This window comes from Pantoea sp. AS142 (assembly GCF_037152305.1).
Classification (GTDB): Bacteria; Pseudomonadota; Gammaproteobacteria; order Enterobacterales; family Enterobacteriaceae; genus Pantoea.
The window spans coordinates 254,916-270,116 of record NZ_JBBCMO010000005.1 but is presented as its reverse complement, the minus strand read 5'-3'; the positions used below and the strand labels follow the sequence as shown (position 1 = coordinate 270,116).

The 15,201-nt window shown below is 55.0% G+C and carries 12 protein-coding genes; 3 read left to right on the top strand and 9 right to left on the bottom strand.

Annotated elements, in window-relative coordinates; all coding sequences use genetic code 11:
* The first annotated feature begins 163 nt into the window (after positions 1–163).
* Positions 164–1,177, top strand: a complete 1,014-nt coding sequence (locus WFO64_RS12180) for an aminopeptidase (RefSeq protein ID WP_337012010.1) — start codon at positions 164–166, stop codon at positions 1,175–1,177.
* A 9-nt stretch (positions 1,178–1,186) separates the two neighbouring features.
* Complete coding sequence (locus WFO64_RS12175) at positions 1,187–1,471, top strand: YciI family protein (RefSeq protein WP_337012008.1); 285 nt, start codon at positions 1,187–1,189, stop codon at positions 1,469–1,471.
* 60 nt (positions 1,472–1,531) lie between these two features.
* Here WFO64_RS12175 and WFO64_RS12170 read toward each other — a convergent pair whose 3' ends face one another.
* From WFO64_RS12170 to cysJ, 3 genes are read right to left on the bottom strand one after another with little or no spacing between them, the layout of a single operon-like run.
* Complete coding sequence (locus tag WFO64_RS12170; protein WP_337012006.1) at positions 1,532–2,266, bottom strand: phosphoadenylyl-sulfate reductase; 735 nt, start codon at positions 2,264–2,266, stop codon at positions 1,532–1,534.
* The gene (gene cysI / locus WFO64_RS12165) at positions 2,263–3,984 is read right to left on the bottom strand and encodes an assimilatory sulfite reductase (NADPH) hemoprotein subunit (protein ID WP_337012004.1); all 1,722 of its coding nucleotides are present in this window, start codon (positions 3,982–3,984) and stop codon (positions 2,263–2,265) included. Before cysI ends, WFO64_RS12170 begins: the two co-directional genes overlap by 4 nt.
* The gene (gene cysJ, locus WFO64_RS12160) at positions 3,984–5,789 is read right to left on the bottom strand and encodes an NADPH-dependent assimilatory sulfite reductase flavoprotein subunit (protein ID WP_337012002.1); all 1,806 of its coding nucleotides are present in this window, start codon (positions 5,787–5,789) and stop codon (positions 3,984–3,986) included. The genes cysI and cysJ overlap by 1 nt, the downstream gene beginning before the upstream one ends.
* 299 nt (positions 5,790–6,088) lie before the next feature.
* Here cysJ and queD point away from each other — a divergent pair, with 299 nt between their 5' ends.
* Entirely contained in the window at positions 6,089–6,448 is a 360-nt protein-coding gene (gene queD, locus WFO64_RS12155; protein WP_337012000.1) for a 6-carboxytetrahydropterin synthase QueD, read from the top strand.
* Positions 6,449–6,549: 101 nt separating this feature from the next.
* Here the strand turns inward: queD and queE are convergent, their stop codons facing one another.
* From queE to rlmD, 6 genes are all read right to left on the bottom strand, one after another.
* Positions 6,550–7,221: a 7-carboxy-7-deazaguanine synthase QueE gene (gene queE, locus WFO64_RS12150; RefSeq protein WP_337011997.1), complete on the bottom strand. Its 672-nt coding sequence runs from the start codon at positions 7,219–7,221 to the stop codon at positions 6,550–6,552.
* 149 nt (positions 7,222–7,370) lie between these two features.
* Entirely contained in the window at positions 7,371–8,666 is a 1,296-nt protein-coding gene (eno, locus tag WFO64_RS12145; protein ID WP_008927112.1) for a phosphopyruvate hydratase, read from the bottom strand.
* Between the two features lie 76 nt (positions 8,667–8,742).
* A complete protein-coding gene (gene pyrG / locus WFO64_RS12140; protein ID WP_337011994.1) occupies positions 8,743–10,380 on the bottom strand; it encodes a glutamine hydrolyzing CTP synthase in 1,638 nt (545 codons plus the stop codon).
* Positions 10,381–10,608: 228 nt separating this feature from the next.
* Positions 10,609–11,397: a nucleoside triphosphate pyrophosphohydrolase gene (gene mazG, locus WFO64_RS12135; RefSeq protein WP_337011992.1), complete on the bottom strand. Its 789-nt coding sequence runs from the start codon at positions 11,395–11,397 to the stop codon at positions 10,609–10,611.
* A 155-nt stretch (positions 11,398–11,552) separates the two neighbouring features.
* Entirely contained in the window at positions 11,553–13,784 is a 2,232-nt protein-coding gene (gene relA, locus WFO64_RS12130; RefSeq protein ID WP_337011990.1) for a GTP diphosphokinase, read from the bottom strand.
* Positions 13,785–13,813: 29 nt separating this feature from the next.
* Positions 13,814–15,130, bottom strand: a complete 1,317-nt coding sequence (gene rlmD / locus WFO64_RS12125) for a 23S rRNA (uracil(1939)-C(5))-methyltransferase RlmD (protein ID WP_337011988.1) — start codon at positions 15,128–15,130, stop codon at positions 13,814–13,816.
* Positions 15,131–15,201 lie beyond the last annotated feature (71 nt).

Here is a 15,201-nt window from a genome sequence, read left to right as displayed (position 1 = left end):
AGCAGATAAGTGCCCGCGATAAACGCCCGTTCACGGTTTCGGTTGAAGCAGCGCCCGATTCCGCTAACAAACTCGCGGGACAAAAAGGGTATAATACGCCCGGCATGACCGGCCCTGTGCCGCATGCCGCTCGGCTCCTGGATAATGAAAAGAAGGATGTACTATGTTTTGTTCCCTCCGCTTGAGGGTAGCGACAGTTTTGTTTGGCGCACTCATCTCCCCGCTGGCTCTGGCCACCCCACCGGGTGAGTTTGCCGAGCAACAGGTTCGGCATATCGCCACTTATTTTCCTGGCCGGATGAGCGGCAGTCCGGCTGAGCTGATGGCAGCAGATTACCTGCAACAGCAATTTACCGCGTTGGGTTATAAGACCAATACCCGTCAGTTCAACACCGGCTATAAGTGGCAGGAAGATGACGGCACGCAGCGCTGGCATAAGCTCACGGCCACCTCGGTGATTGCCGCGCGTGCAGGCAGCGTGCCGCAGGAGATTCTGATCGTGGCACATCTGGATACCTGGACGCCGCAAAATAGCAGCCAGGCCCACCACAATCTGGGCGGCTTACGCCTGCAGGGCGTCGATGATAATGCGTCGGGTCTTGGCGTGATGCTGGAGCTGGCGCAGCAGCTGAGTCACAAACCACTGCACTATGGCATCCGCTTTGTGGCGCTGAGCGCCGGACAAGCCGATCTGCACGGCATGGATGATTATGTTGAGCGAATGAGCACGCGTGAGAAAAAGAACACCCTGCTGGTCATCGATCTGAATAGCCTGATAACCGGCGATCATCTCTATTTCAATAGCGGTATGAATACGCCCCGGGCGGTGCGCAAGCAGACCAGCGATCGCGCTCTGTCACTGGCACGTCAGCAGGGTATTCCCGCTGCCAGTCATCAGCTGAATCGTAAGGACTTCAATGGTCTGAATGCCTTCGACAAGGCAGGCTTTCCGCTGCTGGATGTGACCGCCGGTAACTGGACGCTGGGTAACAACGATGGCGCGCTGCAGCGTCATCGCAGCCACCACTTTCCTGATGGCGTCACCCGCCATCAGACTGACATGGATAATCTAAGCTATCTCGACCGCTGGCTGCCAGGTCAGATAGCCTTGCGAACCCGCGACAGCGTCCGCGTACTGCTGCCGCTTGTCAGTGAACTGACTAATCCCAAAGTGTAAGGATCTGACATGTACGTGGTCTTTCTGAATTACGTTCGTCCAATAGAAGAAGTTGAAGTGCTGCTGGCAGCCCATATCGAATGGCTCAATCGCTATTTTGAAGCGGGCTTTTTTATTGCCGCGGGTCGTAAAGATCCGCGCACAGGCGGCATGTTGCTGGTCAGGGATATCGAGCGTGAACGGCTGGATGCGATGTTAGCGGAAGACCCATTTGTCGCCGTAGCGCAATATGAGGTGACAAAAGTGAATGTGACCCGGGCAGCGGAGGCGTTTGCCGGATTACAAGGCGTTTAACTGTCCACCCTGGCAAACCGGGGCGCTTCTCTCCCTGTATTCAGGGAGAGAAATCCTGCGTTAGCCTTCGTGCAGCCCGCACTCGCGCTTGAGACCAAAGAAGCGCGTCTCTTCTTCTGCCATACCCGGCTCCCACTTGCGGGTGGTATGGGTATCACCCACCGAAAGGTAGCCTTCATCCCACAGCGGATGGTACTTCAGCTTATGCTGTTCCAGGTATTGATGAATCTGGCGGTTATCCCAGTCGATAATCGGCAGTAGCTTAAAGACGCCACGCTGGACGCCCAGCACCGGCAGATTCGCCCGGCTACCGGACTGGCCGCGGCGCAATCCGGCAAACCAGGTCTGCGCGCCCAGGGTTTCGATAGCGCGATTCATTGGCTCGACTTTGTTGATCTCGTTATATTTCTCAATCCCCTCGACACCCTGCTCCCACAGTTTACCGTAGCGCGCTTCCTGCCAGGCCGGTGAAGTTTCGGCGCGGAACACGTTGAGGTTGAGATTGAGCTGATCTGCCAGTTCATCAATAAAACGGTAGGTCTCCGGGAACAGATAGCCAGTGTCGGTCAGGATCACCGGAATATCGGGCTGCTGACGCGTCACCAGATGCAGCGACACCGCGGCCTGAATACCGAAACTGGAGGAGAGCACGTAGGCGCCCGGTAAATTCTCCAGCGCCCAGCTGACCCGCTCTTCTGCTGATGACTTCTCCAGCTGTGCATTGGTCGCGGCCAGCGCCATCGCACGCTGGACTTTGGACATCTCATTCAGTGCTGCGAGGTCAAGCTGACTCATTTTGCTTCCTCCCAGAAGTCGCGTGCCGGGTCCAGCACCGGCGCAACAATGCCTGCGCGGATGGTGAAGTCACCAAAGCCTTCAGCGGCCTGGCGTTCGGTGGCCCAGCGTCCCACCAGCTCATCAATGGTGGCGAGAATTTCGCTTTCGTTAATGTTTTCACGGTACATACGGGGAATACGCGTTCCGCTGCGGTTTCCGCCCAGATGCAGGTTGTAGCGGCCTGGCGCTTTACCCACCAGACCCAGCTCAGCCAGCATTGCACGGCCGCAACCGTTCGGACAACCGGTAACGCGTAACACGATGTGCTCATCGCCGACGCCATGCGCGTGCATGATGCCCTCGACTTTGGTCACAAACGCGGGCAGGAAGCGTTCGGCTTCTGCCATCGCCAGCGGACAGGTCGGGAACGCAACGCAGGCCATGGAGTTTTCGCGCTGTGGCGTCACATGATCCATCAGACCATGTTCGCGGGCGATCGCTTCAATCTGCGCCTTTTCGCTTTCCGGCACGCCCGCCACAATCAGGTTCTGGTTGGCAGTCAGGCGGAAGTCGCCCTGATGGATTTTCGCAATTTCCGCGATGCCGCTTTTCAGCGGTCGGCCCGGATAGTCGAGCAGGCGACCGTTTTCGATAAACAGCGTCAGATGCCATTTGTTGTCGATACCTTTAATCCAGCCTATACGATCGCCACGGGTGGTGAACTCATACGGCCGGATTGGCTCAAACGTCACGCCTGCGCGTTTTTCAACTTCCGCTTTAAAGGTCTCGACGCCAACGCGTTCCAGGGTGTACTTGGTTTTCGCGTTTTTACGGTCGGTTCGGTTACCCCAGTCACGCTGGGTCGTCACGACCGCCTCGGCAACGTCGAGGATCTTCTCTACCGGGAAGTAACCAAACTCGCTGGCAGTGCGCGCATAGGTCGCTTTGTTACCGTGCTCAATCGACAGCCCGCCACCCACCAGCAGGTTAAAACCCACCAGTTTGCCGTGTTCGGCGACAGCGACAAAGTTGAGATCGTTGGCGTGCAGATCCACATCGTTATGCGGCGGGATCACTACGGTGGTTTTGAATTTACGTGGCAGGTAGGTTTGACCGAGGATCGGCTCTTCGTCGGTGGTGGCCACTTTTTCCTTATCCCACCAGATCTCTGCGTAGGCACGGGTGCGCGGCAGCAGATGCTCAGAAAGCTTCTTCGCCCACTCATACGCTTCCTGATGCAGCTCCGACTCAACCGGATTCGACGTACAGAGCACGTTACGGTTGACATCGTTGGCGGTCGCCAGCGCATCCAGCCCCACTTCATGCAGCATCTGATGCGTCGGCTTGACGTTCTTCTTCAGAATGCCGTGAAACTGAAAGGTCTGACGGTTGGTCAGACGGATGCTGCCATAAAGGGTTTTATCGGTGGCAAATTTGTCGATAGCCAGCCACTGGGTCGGCGTAATAATGCCGCCCGGCAGTCGGCAACGCAGCATCATGGCGTGGCGCGGCTCCAGCTTCTGCTCCGCACGTTCGGCACGAATGTCGCGATCGTCCTGCTGGTACATGCCGTGAAAACGGATAAGCAGGAAGTTGTCGCCAGTAAAGCCGCCTGTCAGCCCCTCTTCCAGATCTTCTTTGATGGTGCCGCGCAGATAGTTGCTCTGCTTTTTCAGACGCTCAGCGTCTGCTAATTTGCCTTCTACAACCAGCGGTCCAGGGTGTTTATCGCTCATTAGTAAACGTCTCGCTGATAACGGCGCTCAATGCGCAGCTCACTTAAAAATTCGTCGGCCGTTTCACGATCCATTCCGCCGTGTTCGACCACCACATCCAGCAGTGCCTGCTCGACGTCTTTTGCCATACGATTCGCGTCGCCACAGACATAAAGATGCGCGCCCTCTTCAATCCAGCGCCAGACTTCGGCCCCTTTCGCGCGGATCTTATCCTGTACGTAAATCTTCTCTGCCTGATCGCGTGACCAGGCAAGGTCGATATGGGTCAGCAGACCATCCTTAACATACTTCTGCCATTCCACCTGATAGAGAAAATCGTCGGTGAAATGGGGATTGCCAAAGAATAGCCAGTTTTTGCCGCTGGCCCCGTCGTTGTCGCGCTGCTGCATAAAGGCGCGGAACGGCGCGATGCCGGTGCCCGGGCCAATCATGATCACCGGCGCATCCGGATTAGCTGGCAGGCGGAAATTGTCGTTGTGCTCGATGAAGAGCCGTACTTCGCCCTCTTCTTCGATACGATCGGCCAGCCAGGTCGATGCACCGCCGCCGCGCTGACGACCTTCAATATCAAAGCGGACAGCACTCACAGTGATATGGACTTCGGTATCCGTTTCAGCCTGTGACGAGGCGATAGAGTAGAGTCGCGGCGTCAGCGGTCGCAGCAGTCCGGTCAGTTGTTCAGCGCTAAGTTCAGCCGGTGCCAGACGCACCATATCCACAATCGGATAGTGCTGTGCATAGTGCTGCAGCCTGGCTTTATCATCCACCAGCGACAGCAGCTCTGCGTTGCGTGACAGCTGGGCGTATTGCGCCACGATTTGCGCAGTGTTAACCGTCAGCTCGAGATGTTTTTGCAGTGCCTCAGCCAGAGGCAAAGTTTTGCCCTGAATCTCTACCGGCTCATCCCCTTTCAGCCAGACCAGCGCCAGCAGTTCGCTGACCAGTGCCGCATCGTTTTCATACCAGACGCCCAGCGCATCACCGGGCTGGTAACGCAGACCGGAGTCGCCCAGATCGATTTCGATATGGCGCACATCTTTGTCTGAGTCACGTCCGGTAATTTTCTGATTCACGGCCAGACTGGCGCTGAGCGGTGACTCTTTAGTATAGGGGCTGGTGGTGACTTCATTGATGCTGCCTGCCGCTGTCGCCTCAGCCTGCGCCGGGGATTCGGTCGGAACGCGCTGTTTGAGAATGTCTGTCAGCGCAATGCGCCATGCCGCGGCCTGCTCCGCATACTCAACATCCGCATCAACCCGATCCAGCAGCCGCTCGCCGCCCAGTTCTGCCAGACGGCTGTCAAAATCTTTGCCCGCCTGACTGAAGAATTCATAAGAAGTGTCGCCCAGGCCAAACACTGCGAAGGCGGCACCCTCCATTTTCGGCGCCTTTTTCGACATCAGGAATTTATGTAGCGCTACCGCCTCTTCTGGCGGTTCGCCTTCGCCCTGAGTCGAGGTCACGACCACCAGCATTTTTTCCTGGCTAATCTGTTTGAACTTGTAATCACCGGCATTCACAAGGTTTACGTTCAGTTTCGCGGCCAGCAGGTCATCACGCAACTGCTCAGCCAGACGACGGGCGTTGCCGGTCTGGGAAGCAGAAAGCAGCGTAATGGCAGGTGCTGCAACCGGAGCGGGTGTGCTGCTGGCAACGGCGCTACCTGGCGTCTGTTCTACCCGGCCCCAGAAATAACCTGACAGCCATGCCAGTTGAGTCGGGGAATAATCTGTCGTAGCCGCCTGTAAGCGGGCGAGTTGTTCCGGGGAGAGCGGAAGCATTGAACCAGGTGCCTGAGTCGTCATCGCGTTAAAAATTCCAGTATCTGAAGTCCGGACCGTAAAATGGCGGAAGAGTGCGTAGGTTACCGGTCCGTATATTAACGATTAAATACACCTTCGACATATCAAATAACCAAAATGACTAAATGGTTTTACAGGTAGAGGTAATCATTAAAAGTGGTAAGTCAGGCGAAAAGATAGTCGTTAATGGGTTGGATACCTGTCGGCAATAGGGTGTGAAAAGGATCGCTTTGTGCGGTGCGGGTGCGATAAAAACGGTTATCAGGTAGAATTCAGCGGTTTTTTAATGTCTGAGAACCACTATGTCTACCACCTTGTTTAAAGAGTTCCAGTTCGAAGCCGCGCACCATTTACCGAATGTGCCGGCCGGACACAAATGTGGCCGTCTGCACGGTCATTCGTTCCTGGTTCGTCTGGAGATTACCGGCGAAGTGGATGCGCATACCGGCTGGGTTATGGATTTTGCTGAACTGAAGGCGGCGTTTAAGCCGGTCTACAATCGGCTGGACCACTACTACCTGAATGATATTCCTGGCCTGGAAAATCCCACCAGCGAAGTGCTGGCAAAATGGATCTGGGAGCAGATGAAGCCGCAACTGCCACTGTTAAGCGCGGTCATGATAAAAGAAACCTGTACTGCGGGCTGCGTTTACCGCGGCTAACCCTGTCGGATCGAACCCTTCGATCCGACGTTGTTTTCCTCTGCGTCCCGCGTCTGACGTACACCGCTTCCCTGTGGTTAACGGATCAAACCACAGCTTTATCAGGCGATATTGAGATATTTGTGGGTCTGCATCGACAGACGCCAGTTACGTGCAATGCAGGTCTCAATGCAGAGTCGGGTTGCATCATCTTTACGACTGATCGGCTGCAGGGCGATGATACGGGCTTTGGTGTCACTAATCCCTGCCAGCAGCAAATCCAGCGCTTCCACATCACGCTCGCGTGCCACCGGATGTTTGATTTCATCGGCCCGGCTCAGCGCCTGGGGCAGAACATCGTAGCCGCCGCGCATGTTGACCTTCGGGGAGACGGTCACCCAGGTCTGCTCAGAACAGTGAATCTCATGGGTGCCACTGGTCTCGATCTGGCACTGGAAACCGTGCTGTTCCAGCGCATAGGTTAACGGACGCAGGTCGTAAATCGCCGGTTCACCGCCAGTGATCACCACGTGACGCGCCGTCCAGCCCTGCTGCTCAATGGCACTCACCAGGGTCGCCGCGTCGGCATCCCCCCAGGCATCGCTTTCCACCGTCTTGATCAAAATATCGCCCAGTGACGTCTCCCGTTCTGCCCGCTTTTCCCAGGTGTGTTTGGTATCGCACCAGCTACAGCCCACCGGGCATCCCTGCAAGCGAATGAAGATGGCAGGCACGCCGGTGTAATAACCTTCGCCCTGCAGTGTCTGGAACATTTCGTTAATCGGGTAGAACATTTTTTACTCGCCTGGATAGCTCGGGGCGCTGATTATGCCAGCGTGTGCCGCACAACAACAGCGGCGCGACACGAAAAAGCAAAAGCCCCGCATAGGGCGGGGCTTTCAAATTATGCGATGCCGCATTAAGCGACATCCGCACAGAGTCATTACTGGCCTTTAACTTCTTTCAGACCGTTGAATGGCGCTTTAGAACCCAGCGCTTCTTCGATGCGGATCAGCTGGTTGTACTTAGCAACACGGTCAGAACGGCTCATTGAACCGGTTTTGATCTGGCCCGCTGCAGTACCTACCGCCAGGTCAGCGATGGTTGCATCTTCGGTTTCGCCTGAACGGTGAGAGATCACGGCAGTGTAGCCCGCATCTTTCGCCATTTTGATCGCAGCCAGGGTTTCGGTCAGAGAACCGATCTGGTTGAATTTAATCAGAATGGAGTTAGCGATACCTTTATCGATACCTTCTTTCAGGATTTTGGTGTTGGTTACAAACAGGTCGTCACCCACCAGCTGGATTTTGTCGCCCAGTACTTTGGTCTGGTAAGCAAAGCCATCCCAGTCAGATTCGTCCAGGCCATCTTCGATAGAAACGATCGGATACTGCTTAGTCAGATCTTCCAGGAAGTGGGTGAACTCTTCAGAGGTGAACGCTTTACCGCCCTCACCGGCCAGAACGTATTTGCCATCTTTGTAGAACTCAGATGCCGCACAGTCCATCGCCAGGGTGATATCTTTGCCCAGCTCGTAGCCTGCTGCTTTTACCGCTTCAGCGATAACAGCCAGTGCTTCGGCGTTGGAACCCAGGTTTGGTGCATAACCACCTTCGTCACCGACTGCGGTGCTCATGCCTTTGCTTTTCAGCACTTTTGCCAGGTTGTGGAACACTTCAGAACCCATACGGATAGCTTCTTTCAGGTTCGCAGCGCCAACCGGCTGAATCATGAATTCCTGGATATCGACGTTGTTGTCGGCATGTTCGCCGCCGTTGATGATGTTCATCATTGGCAGTGGCATTGAGTATTTGCCTGGGGTACCGTTCAGTTCAGCGATATGCTCATACAGCGGCTGACCTTTAGAGGCTGCTGCGGCTTTAGCCGCTGCCAGTGAAACGGCCAGGATGGCGTTAGCACCGAAGTTAGATTTGTTCTCAGTACCGTCCAGGTCGATCATGATCTTGTCGATGTTCGCCTGATCTTTCGCGTCTTTGCCTTTTACCGCTTCAGCAATCGGACCGTTTACCGCAGCAACGGCTTTGGTTACGCCTTTACCCAGGAAACGTGATTTGTCACCGTCACGCAGTTCCAGCGCTTCGCGTGAACCAGTAGAGGCACCTGATGGCGCAGCTGCCAGGCCTACGAAACCGCCTTCCAGATGCACTTCAGCTTCAACAGTCGGGTTACCACGTGAGTCGATAATTTCGCGACCGATGACTTTTACGATTTTGGACATTACGATTTTCCTCAGTACAAGTTAGTCAATCCTAAGACAAACAACGCGCGAAAAGTTCGCGCGCTGCCTGTGAAACTTACTTCGCTAAACGCTTCTGATGCTCATGCGCGGCTTTAACAAAGCCGGCAAACAACGGATGGCCGTCGCGTGGGGTCGAGGTAAACTCAGGGTGGAACTGGCAAGCGACAAACCATGGATGGTTTGGAATCTCGATAATCTCAACCAGTTGATCATCACCAGAGCGACCCGCTACGCGCAGACCGGCTGCTTCAATCTGCTTTAAAAGCATATTGTTCACTTCATAGCGGTGACGATGGCGTTCAACGATGGTATCAGAGCCGTAAAGCTGGCGAACCTGGCTGCCCGGCGTTAATTGACACTGCTGGCTGCCCAGACGCATGGTGCCGCCCAGATCGCTCTGTTCGCTGCGGACTTCGACGTTGCCATCTTCGTCACGCCATTCGGTGATTAACGCCACCACCGGGTATTTACAGTCTGGCACAAATTCTGTGGAGTTGGCGCCCTGCATACCAGCGACATTGCGGGCGAACTCCATTAGTGCGACTTGCATGCCCAGGCAGATGCCGAGATACGGCACGTTGTTTTCACGTGCGTACTGCGCAGTCATCAGCTTGCCTTCAACACCACGGTAACCAAAGCCACCTGGGATCAGAATCGCATCCAAATCTTTCAATAATTCGACACCGCGTGATTCAACATCCTGCGAATCGATCAGTTTGATGTTCACGGTGACGCGATTTTTCAGGCCGCCATGTTTCAGCGCTTCGATGACGGACTTATAGGCATCCGGCAATTCAACATACTTGCCCACCATACCGATGGTGACTTCACCACCCGGATTGGCTTCTTCGTAGATCACCTGCTCCCACTCGGCCAGGTTAGCTTCCGGTGCATTCAGGTTGAAGCGCTTGCAGATATAGTCATCCAGCCCCTGCGATTTCAGCATGCCAGGAATCTTGTAGATGGAATCAACGTCTTTCAGCGAGATAACGGCTTTTTCAGGGACGTTACAGAACAGCGCGATTTTGGCACGTTCGTTGGCCGGTACGGCACGGTCAGAACGGCAAATCAGCACATCTGGCTGGATACCAATCGACAGCAGCTCTTTCACCGAGTGCTGGGTCGGTTTGGTTTTCACTTCACCGGCAGCCGCCATATACGGCACCAGCGTCAGGTGCATATACATGGTGTGTTCGCGGCCCACATCAACGGCCATCTGGCGAATCGCTTCCAGGAACGGCAGTGATTCGATATCTCCGACCGTGCCGCCGATTTCGACCAGCACCACATCATGACCTTCACCGCCTTCAATAATGCGTTCTTTGATGGCGTTGGTGATGTGCGGGATAACCTGAATGGTCGCGCCCAGATAGTCGCCACGGCGCTCTTTGCGCAGGACTTCTGAGTAGATACGGCCAGTGGTGAAGTTGTTACGGCGCGACATTTTGGTACGGATGAAGCGCTCGTAGTGACCCAAATCGAGATCGGTTTCAGCGCCGTCATCAGTGACGAAAACTTCACCGTGCTGCGTCGGGCTCATGGTGCCTGGATCTACGTTGATATACGGGTCCAGCTTCATGATGGTCACGTTCAGACCACGGGCTTCGAGAATGGCTGCGAGGGAGGCTGCGGCAATGCCTTTACCCAGAGAGGAAACGACCCCGCCGGTCACAAAAATATAATTCGTTGTCATGCTGAACCTGAGAGTTTAGGTTTAAAGACGGTGGAATAACCAGGACGGGAAAACAGTATACTGGAAACCGCTATCAGCCACAATTGATGAATCACAGCCATCCTCCAACGCATTGCTGCGGCTAACATAGCCGATAGCCGCCGATGAAATGTTGATGTGCGTCACAAAGTTGCTGCACGGCTGAATCGAGTAAGCTAAACGGCTAATTTATGCTCAGCGATGGAATAATCAGCGCTTTTCGCCCGATTTTACCTGCTGCCAGGCGGCTTCCATCTGCTCCAGCGTGGCACCCGGCATACTTAGTCCCTGTGCCGCAATGATCGCTTCGACTTCGCGGAATCGGCGCTCAAACTTATCATTGGCCTTTTGCAGAGCGGTTTCCGCTTTACTGCCAAGATGACGCGACAGGTTGACCGTAGCGAACAGCAGGTCGCCAATCTCCTCTTCCAGCTTATCGCCATCCACCACGCTCTGCTGCGCCTCGTGCATCACTTCATCAATCTCTTCATGCACTTTAGCCACCACCGGCCCCAGTGTGGTCCAGTCGAATCCGACATTGTGACAGCGTTTCTGAATCTTGTGAGCGCGCATCAGTGCAGGCAGTGCCTTAGGGATATCGTCCAGCGCTGAATGCTGGGCTTTATCAGCCCGCTCGGCAGTTTTTATCGCTTCCCAGTTTTTCAGCACCTCGCTGCTGGTTTCTGCTATAGCATCACCAAAAATGTGCGGATGACGGTGCTCCAGTTTGTCGCTGATCGCGTGGCAGATATCCTCAAAATTAAAGTGGTCCTGTTCGCTGGCCATCTGAGCATAAAACACTACCTGAAACAGCAAGTCGCCCAACTCACCGCGCAGATCGTCAAAATCCTGGCGCTGAATGGCGTCGAGCACCTCGTAAGTCTCTTCCAGCGTATAGGGCGCGAGGGTGGCGAAGGTCTGTTCACGATCCCACGGACAGCCATATTGGGGATCGCGCAGGGTTTTCATTATGCCAAGCAGGCGCTCAATCGCGTTCATTCAGGAGGCTCCTTGATTAGTCAGATGACAGGCAACAGGCGACGACGCGAGGCGTGCACTGCCGGATGGGGTAAACCGCATCCGGCAGTCGGTCATGATGCAGAAAATGCCCGCGCAACCTCCTGCTGCCGGTTGCTTCAGTGCCTGACTGAATATCAGTGCAGGCGGCGAGCGTCAATGATATCAGAGACCTGATTCAGGCGCGCCAGGACACGTCCCAGTACCTGATGGTTGTAGATCTCAATATCCATATCGATGGTCGCCAGCTGCTTTTTGGTATCGCTGCGACTTGAGACACCCAGCACATTGACTTTCTCGTTGGCGAGAATGGTGGTGATATCACGCAGTAAGCCGCTGCGATCGTTAGCCGTCACGCGCACCACCAGCGAATAACCGCTGGAGTAGCTTTCGCCCCACACCGCATCAACGATACGTTCCGGCGCATGCGAAATCAGTTCAGCCAGCTGGTCACAGTCAGCGCGGTGAATCGAGATGCCGCGTCCCTGGGTGATGAAGCCAACAATATCATCCCCCGGAATCGGCTGGCAGCAGCGAGCAATGTGATGCATCAGATTGCCCACGCCTTCTACCACTACGCGTCCACTCTCTTTGCGTGCGGGCTGCGTGTACGATTTCTGCGTCAGCTGGCGCAGCGCTTCGCGATCTTCCTCTTCGGCACTCGGTTTGTTGAGCTTCGCCTGCAGGAAATTGACCATCTGGTTGAGACGAATATCACCGCCGCCAATCGCCGCCAGCAGCTCTTCAAGTGAGGTCACGTTGTAGCGCGGCAACAGCAGTTTTTCCGCTTCACGCAGGCTGATATCGAGCTGATTCAGTTCGTTATCCAGAATCTGCCGTCCGGCGATAATGTTCTTGTCGCGATCCTGCTTGCGGAACCAGTTATGGATTTTCGAGCGTCCACGGCTGGTGGTGATGTAACCCAGATTCGGATTGAGCCAGTCACGGCTCGGATTCGGCTGTTTCTGGGTAATCACTTCAACCTGATCACCCATCTGCAGCTGGTAGGTGAACGGCACGATGCGGCCACCAATTTTCGCGCCAATACAGCGGTGACCGATGTCACTGTGAATATGGTAGGCAAAGTCGAGCGGCGTCGATCCGGCCGGCAGATCTACCACGTCGCCTTTCGGGGTAAAGACGTAGACCCGGTCGTCAAACACCTGGCTGCGGACTTCTTCCAGCAGCTCGCCAGAGTCTGCCATCTCTTCCTGCCAGCTGATCAGCTTACGCAGCCAGGCGATTCGCTCTTCATGACCGGCCGCACCACGCGCACTGCTGGAGGTGGGCCCCTCTTTATATTTCCAGTGCGCCGCTACGCCCAGTTCAGCATCTTCATGCATCTGGCGGGTACGGATCTGAATCTCTACCGTTTTGCCCTGCGGCCCTAACACCACGGTGTGAATTGACTGGTAGCCGTTTGGTTTGGGGTTAGCGACGTAGTCATCAAACTCGCTGGGCAGATGGCGATAGAGGGTGTGCACCGTACCCAGCGCGCCATAACAATCCTGCAGGCGGTCGGCCACGATACGAACCGCCCGGACGTCAAACAGCTCATCAAAAGCCAGCGACTTCTTCTGCATCTTGCGCCAGATACTGTAGATATGTTTCGGACGACCATAGACTTCGGCGCGAACGCCCTCTTTGGCCATCTCTTTGCGCAGATTGCTAACAAAGTTATCGATGTATTGCTCACGGTCGATCCGCCGCTCATGCAGTAATTTGGCAATGCGCTTATATTCGTCGGGATGAAGATAGCGGAAACAGTAATCTTCCAGCTCCCATTTCAACTGACCAATACCGAGACGGTTAGCCAGCGGCGCATAGATGTTGGTGCTCTCTTTAGCAGCCAGCACCCGTTCATCTTCTGGTGCATCTTTCATTTCGCGCAGGTTCATGATGCGTTCGGCCAGCTTCAGCACCACGCAGCGAAAATCTTCCACCATCGCCAGCAGCATGCGCCGGACGTTATCCACCTGTTCAGAGGCCATGGAGTCATTGTGAATCGCTTTCAACTGGCGGATGGCGTCCATGTCGCGTACGCCGTGTACCAGCGAGACGATGCCTTTACCGACGGCGTTTTCCAGCTCTTCCTCACTCACCACTTCATCGTTAGCCAGCGGGAAAATCAGCGCCGCACACAGGCTTTCAATATCCATGCTGAGCATTGAGAGAATTTCTACCATCTCGATACCACGCCACAGCAGCAGCGACTGATCGGGATGGCCCTGCGTCTGCGCTTCGCAGTAGCGCCAGGTCTCGGCAACGCGTTGACATGATTGCGGGTTGGCAATACCGAGACTGGCGATCCACTGGTCGAGGGCGAAATCCCCCTCAGTATTTAAATGCGCACTTCTGACCGCAACCATAACCTCTCCTGCACAACGACATACATCGCTTATATTTTTCTGAACAGCACCATGGATTCGAGATGACGGGTATGTGGGAACATATCCAGCATTGCGACCCTTTCCAATTGGTAGCCTGCCGACAGCAACATCTGGCTGTCGCGGGCGAGTGTAGTGGGATTACACGAAACATAGACCACGCGTTCTGGTGCAAGTTTAACCAGATGCGTCATGACGCCCGCAGCCCCGGCGCGTGCCGGATCGAGTAAAACCTTGTCAAATCCCTGTGCCGCCCACGGCTGGCGCGACATGTCCTCTTCCAGATTATGCTGAAAGAAACTGACATTTTTAAGATTATTCAAATCAGCATTATACGCTGCCTGCCGCACTAATGCTGTAATCCCCTCCACACCAACCACATTATGTACGAAGATTCCTATAGGAAGTGTGAAGTTTCCCATGCCGCAAAACAGATCCAGCACCCGATCTTCCGGTTGCAGATCGAGCCAGGTGATCGCCTTTGCCACCATCTGCTGATTGACGCCATCGTTAACCTGAATAAAATTCTGTGGGTTAAAGGTTAGCTTAAGCTGATGAGCCTGATAAAACGGCGTCAAAGCACTTAAAGAGGTCAATTCTGCATCACCTGCATCCAGGAACAGCATCAGCTGATGCTTATGCGAAAACTGTTCCAGTTTTTCACGGTCATTCGCATGCAGCGCATCAAGATGGCGCAGAACCATCAGCGGGCCGTTGTCCGCCAGCACCAGTTCCACATGCCCAAGACGCCTGCCAGCCCGCAATCCGCTGAGACACTGGTGTAGCGGAACCAGTAACGCCTCAAGTTCGGGCGCTAAAATGGGGCATTGTTGAATATCGACCAGATCGTTGCTGGCCGCCTGGCGGAATCCCATCAGCAACCGCTGCGCCCTATTTTGCCATTGCAGACCCAGACGAGCGCGACGACGATAGCCCCACGGCTGACCGGCGATAACCTCATCTACCGCCACGTTTTGTGCCGCGGCCTGGCTCAGCATCCGGCTCAGCGCCTGGGTTTTGCTTTGCTGTTGCAGCGCCACATCCGCATGCTGCTGCTGGCAGCCACCGCAGCGTTCATAGTGCGGGCAGCGCGGCGTGACGCGGGCCGGACTGCGACTAATCAGTCGTGTCACTTTCGCCCGGGCAAATTGACGTTTATCCTCTGTCAGCACAATCTCCGCCTGTTCACCAGGCAGGGCTCCGGCGACAAAAAGGGTTTTGCCCATATGACGAGCCACCCCTTGTCCATACGGATCGAGCGCCTCAATGGTGACGGTGATCCGTTGTTGCGTCGTCACGCGCTGTTTTGCAACGTAAAATTGCGCCATAGTGTTATTAATTCTCTTTCTTGAAAACGGCCTGCATCGTTTTGTCGACAGGATGCACAGGGACGTTAATG

Excerpts from the sequence above, each read along its gene's own strand:
- pyrG (WP_337011994.1), bottom strand. The coding sequence starts at position 10,380 with ATGACAACGAATTATATTTTTGTGACCGGCGGGGTCGTTTCCTCTCTG.
- eno (WP_008927112.1), bottom strand. The coding sequence starts at position 8,666 with ATGTCCAAAATCGTAAAAGTCATCGGTCGCGAAATTATCGACTCACGT.
- cysI (WP_337012004.1), bottom strand. The coding sequence starts at position 3,984 with ATGAGCGATAAACACCCTGGACCGCTGGTTGTAGAAGGCAAATTAGCA.
- WFO64_RS12170 (WP_337012006.1), bottom strand. The coding sequence starts at position 2,266 with ATGAGTCAGCTTGACCTCGCAGCACTGAATGAGATGTCCAAAGTCCAG.
- rlmD (WP_337011988.1), bottom strand. The coding sequence starts at position 15,130 with ATGGCGCAATTTTACGTTGCAAAACAGCGCGTGACGACGCAACAACGG.
- cysJ (WP_337012002.1), bottom strand. The coding sequence starts at position 5,789 with ATGACGACTCAGGCACCTGGTTCAATGCTTCCGCTCTCCCCGGAACAA.
- WFO64_RS12180 (WP_337012010.1), top strand. The coding sequence starts at position 164 with ATGTTTTGTTCCCTCCGCTTGAGGGTAGCGACAGTTTTGTTTGGCGCA.
- queE (WP_337011997.1), bottom strand. The coding sequence starts at position 7,221 with ATGTTCTACCCGATTAACGAAATGTTCCAGACACTGCAGGGCGAAGGT.
- mazG (WP_337011992.1), bottom strand. The coding sequence starts at position 11,397 with ATGAACGCGATTGAGCGCCTGCTTGGCATAATGAAAACCCTGCGCGAT.
- queD (WP_337012000.1), top strand. The coding sequence starts at position 6,089 with ATGTCTACCACCTTGTTTAAAGAGTTCCAGTTCGAAGCCGCGCACCAT.
- WFO64_RS12175 (WP_337012008.1), top strand. The coding sequence starts at position 1,187 with ATGTACGTGGTCTTTCTGAATTACGTTCGTCCAATAGAAGAAGTTGAA.
- relA (WP_337011990.1), bottom strand. The coding sequence starts at position 13,784 with ATGGTTGCGGTCAGAAGTGCGCATTTAAATACTGAGGGGGATTTCGCC.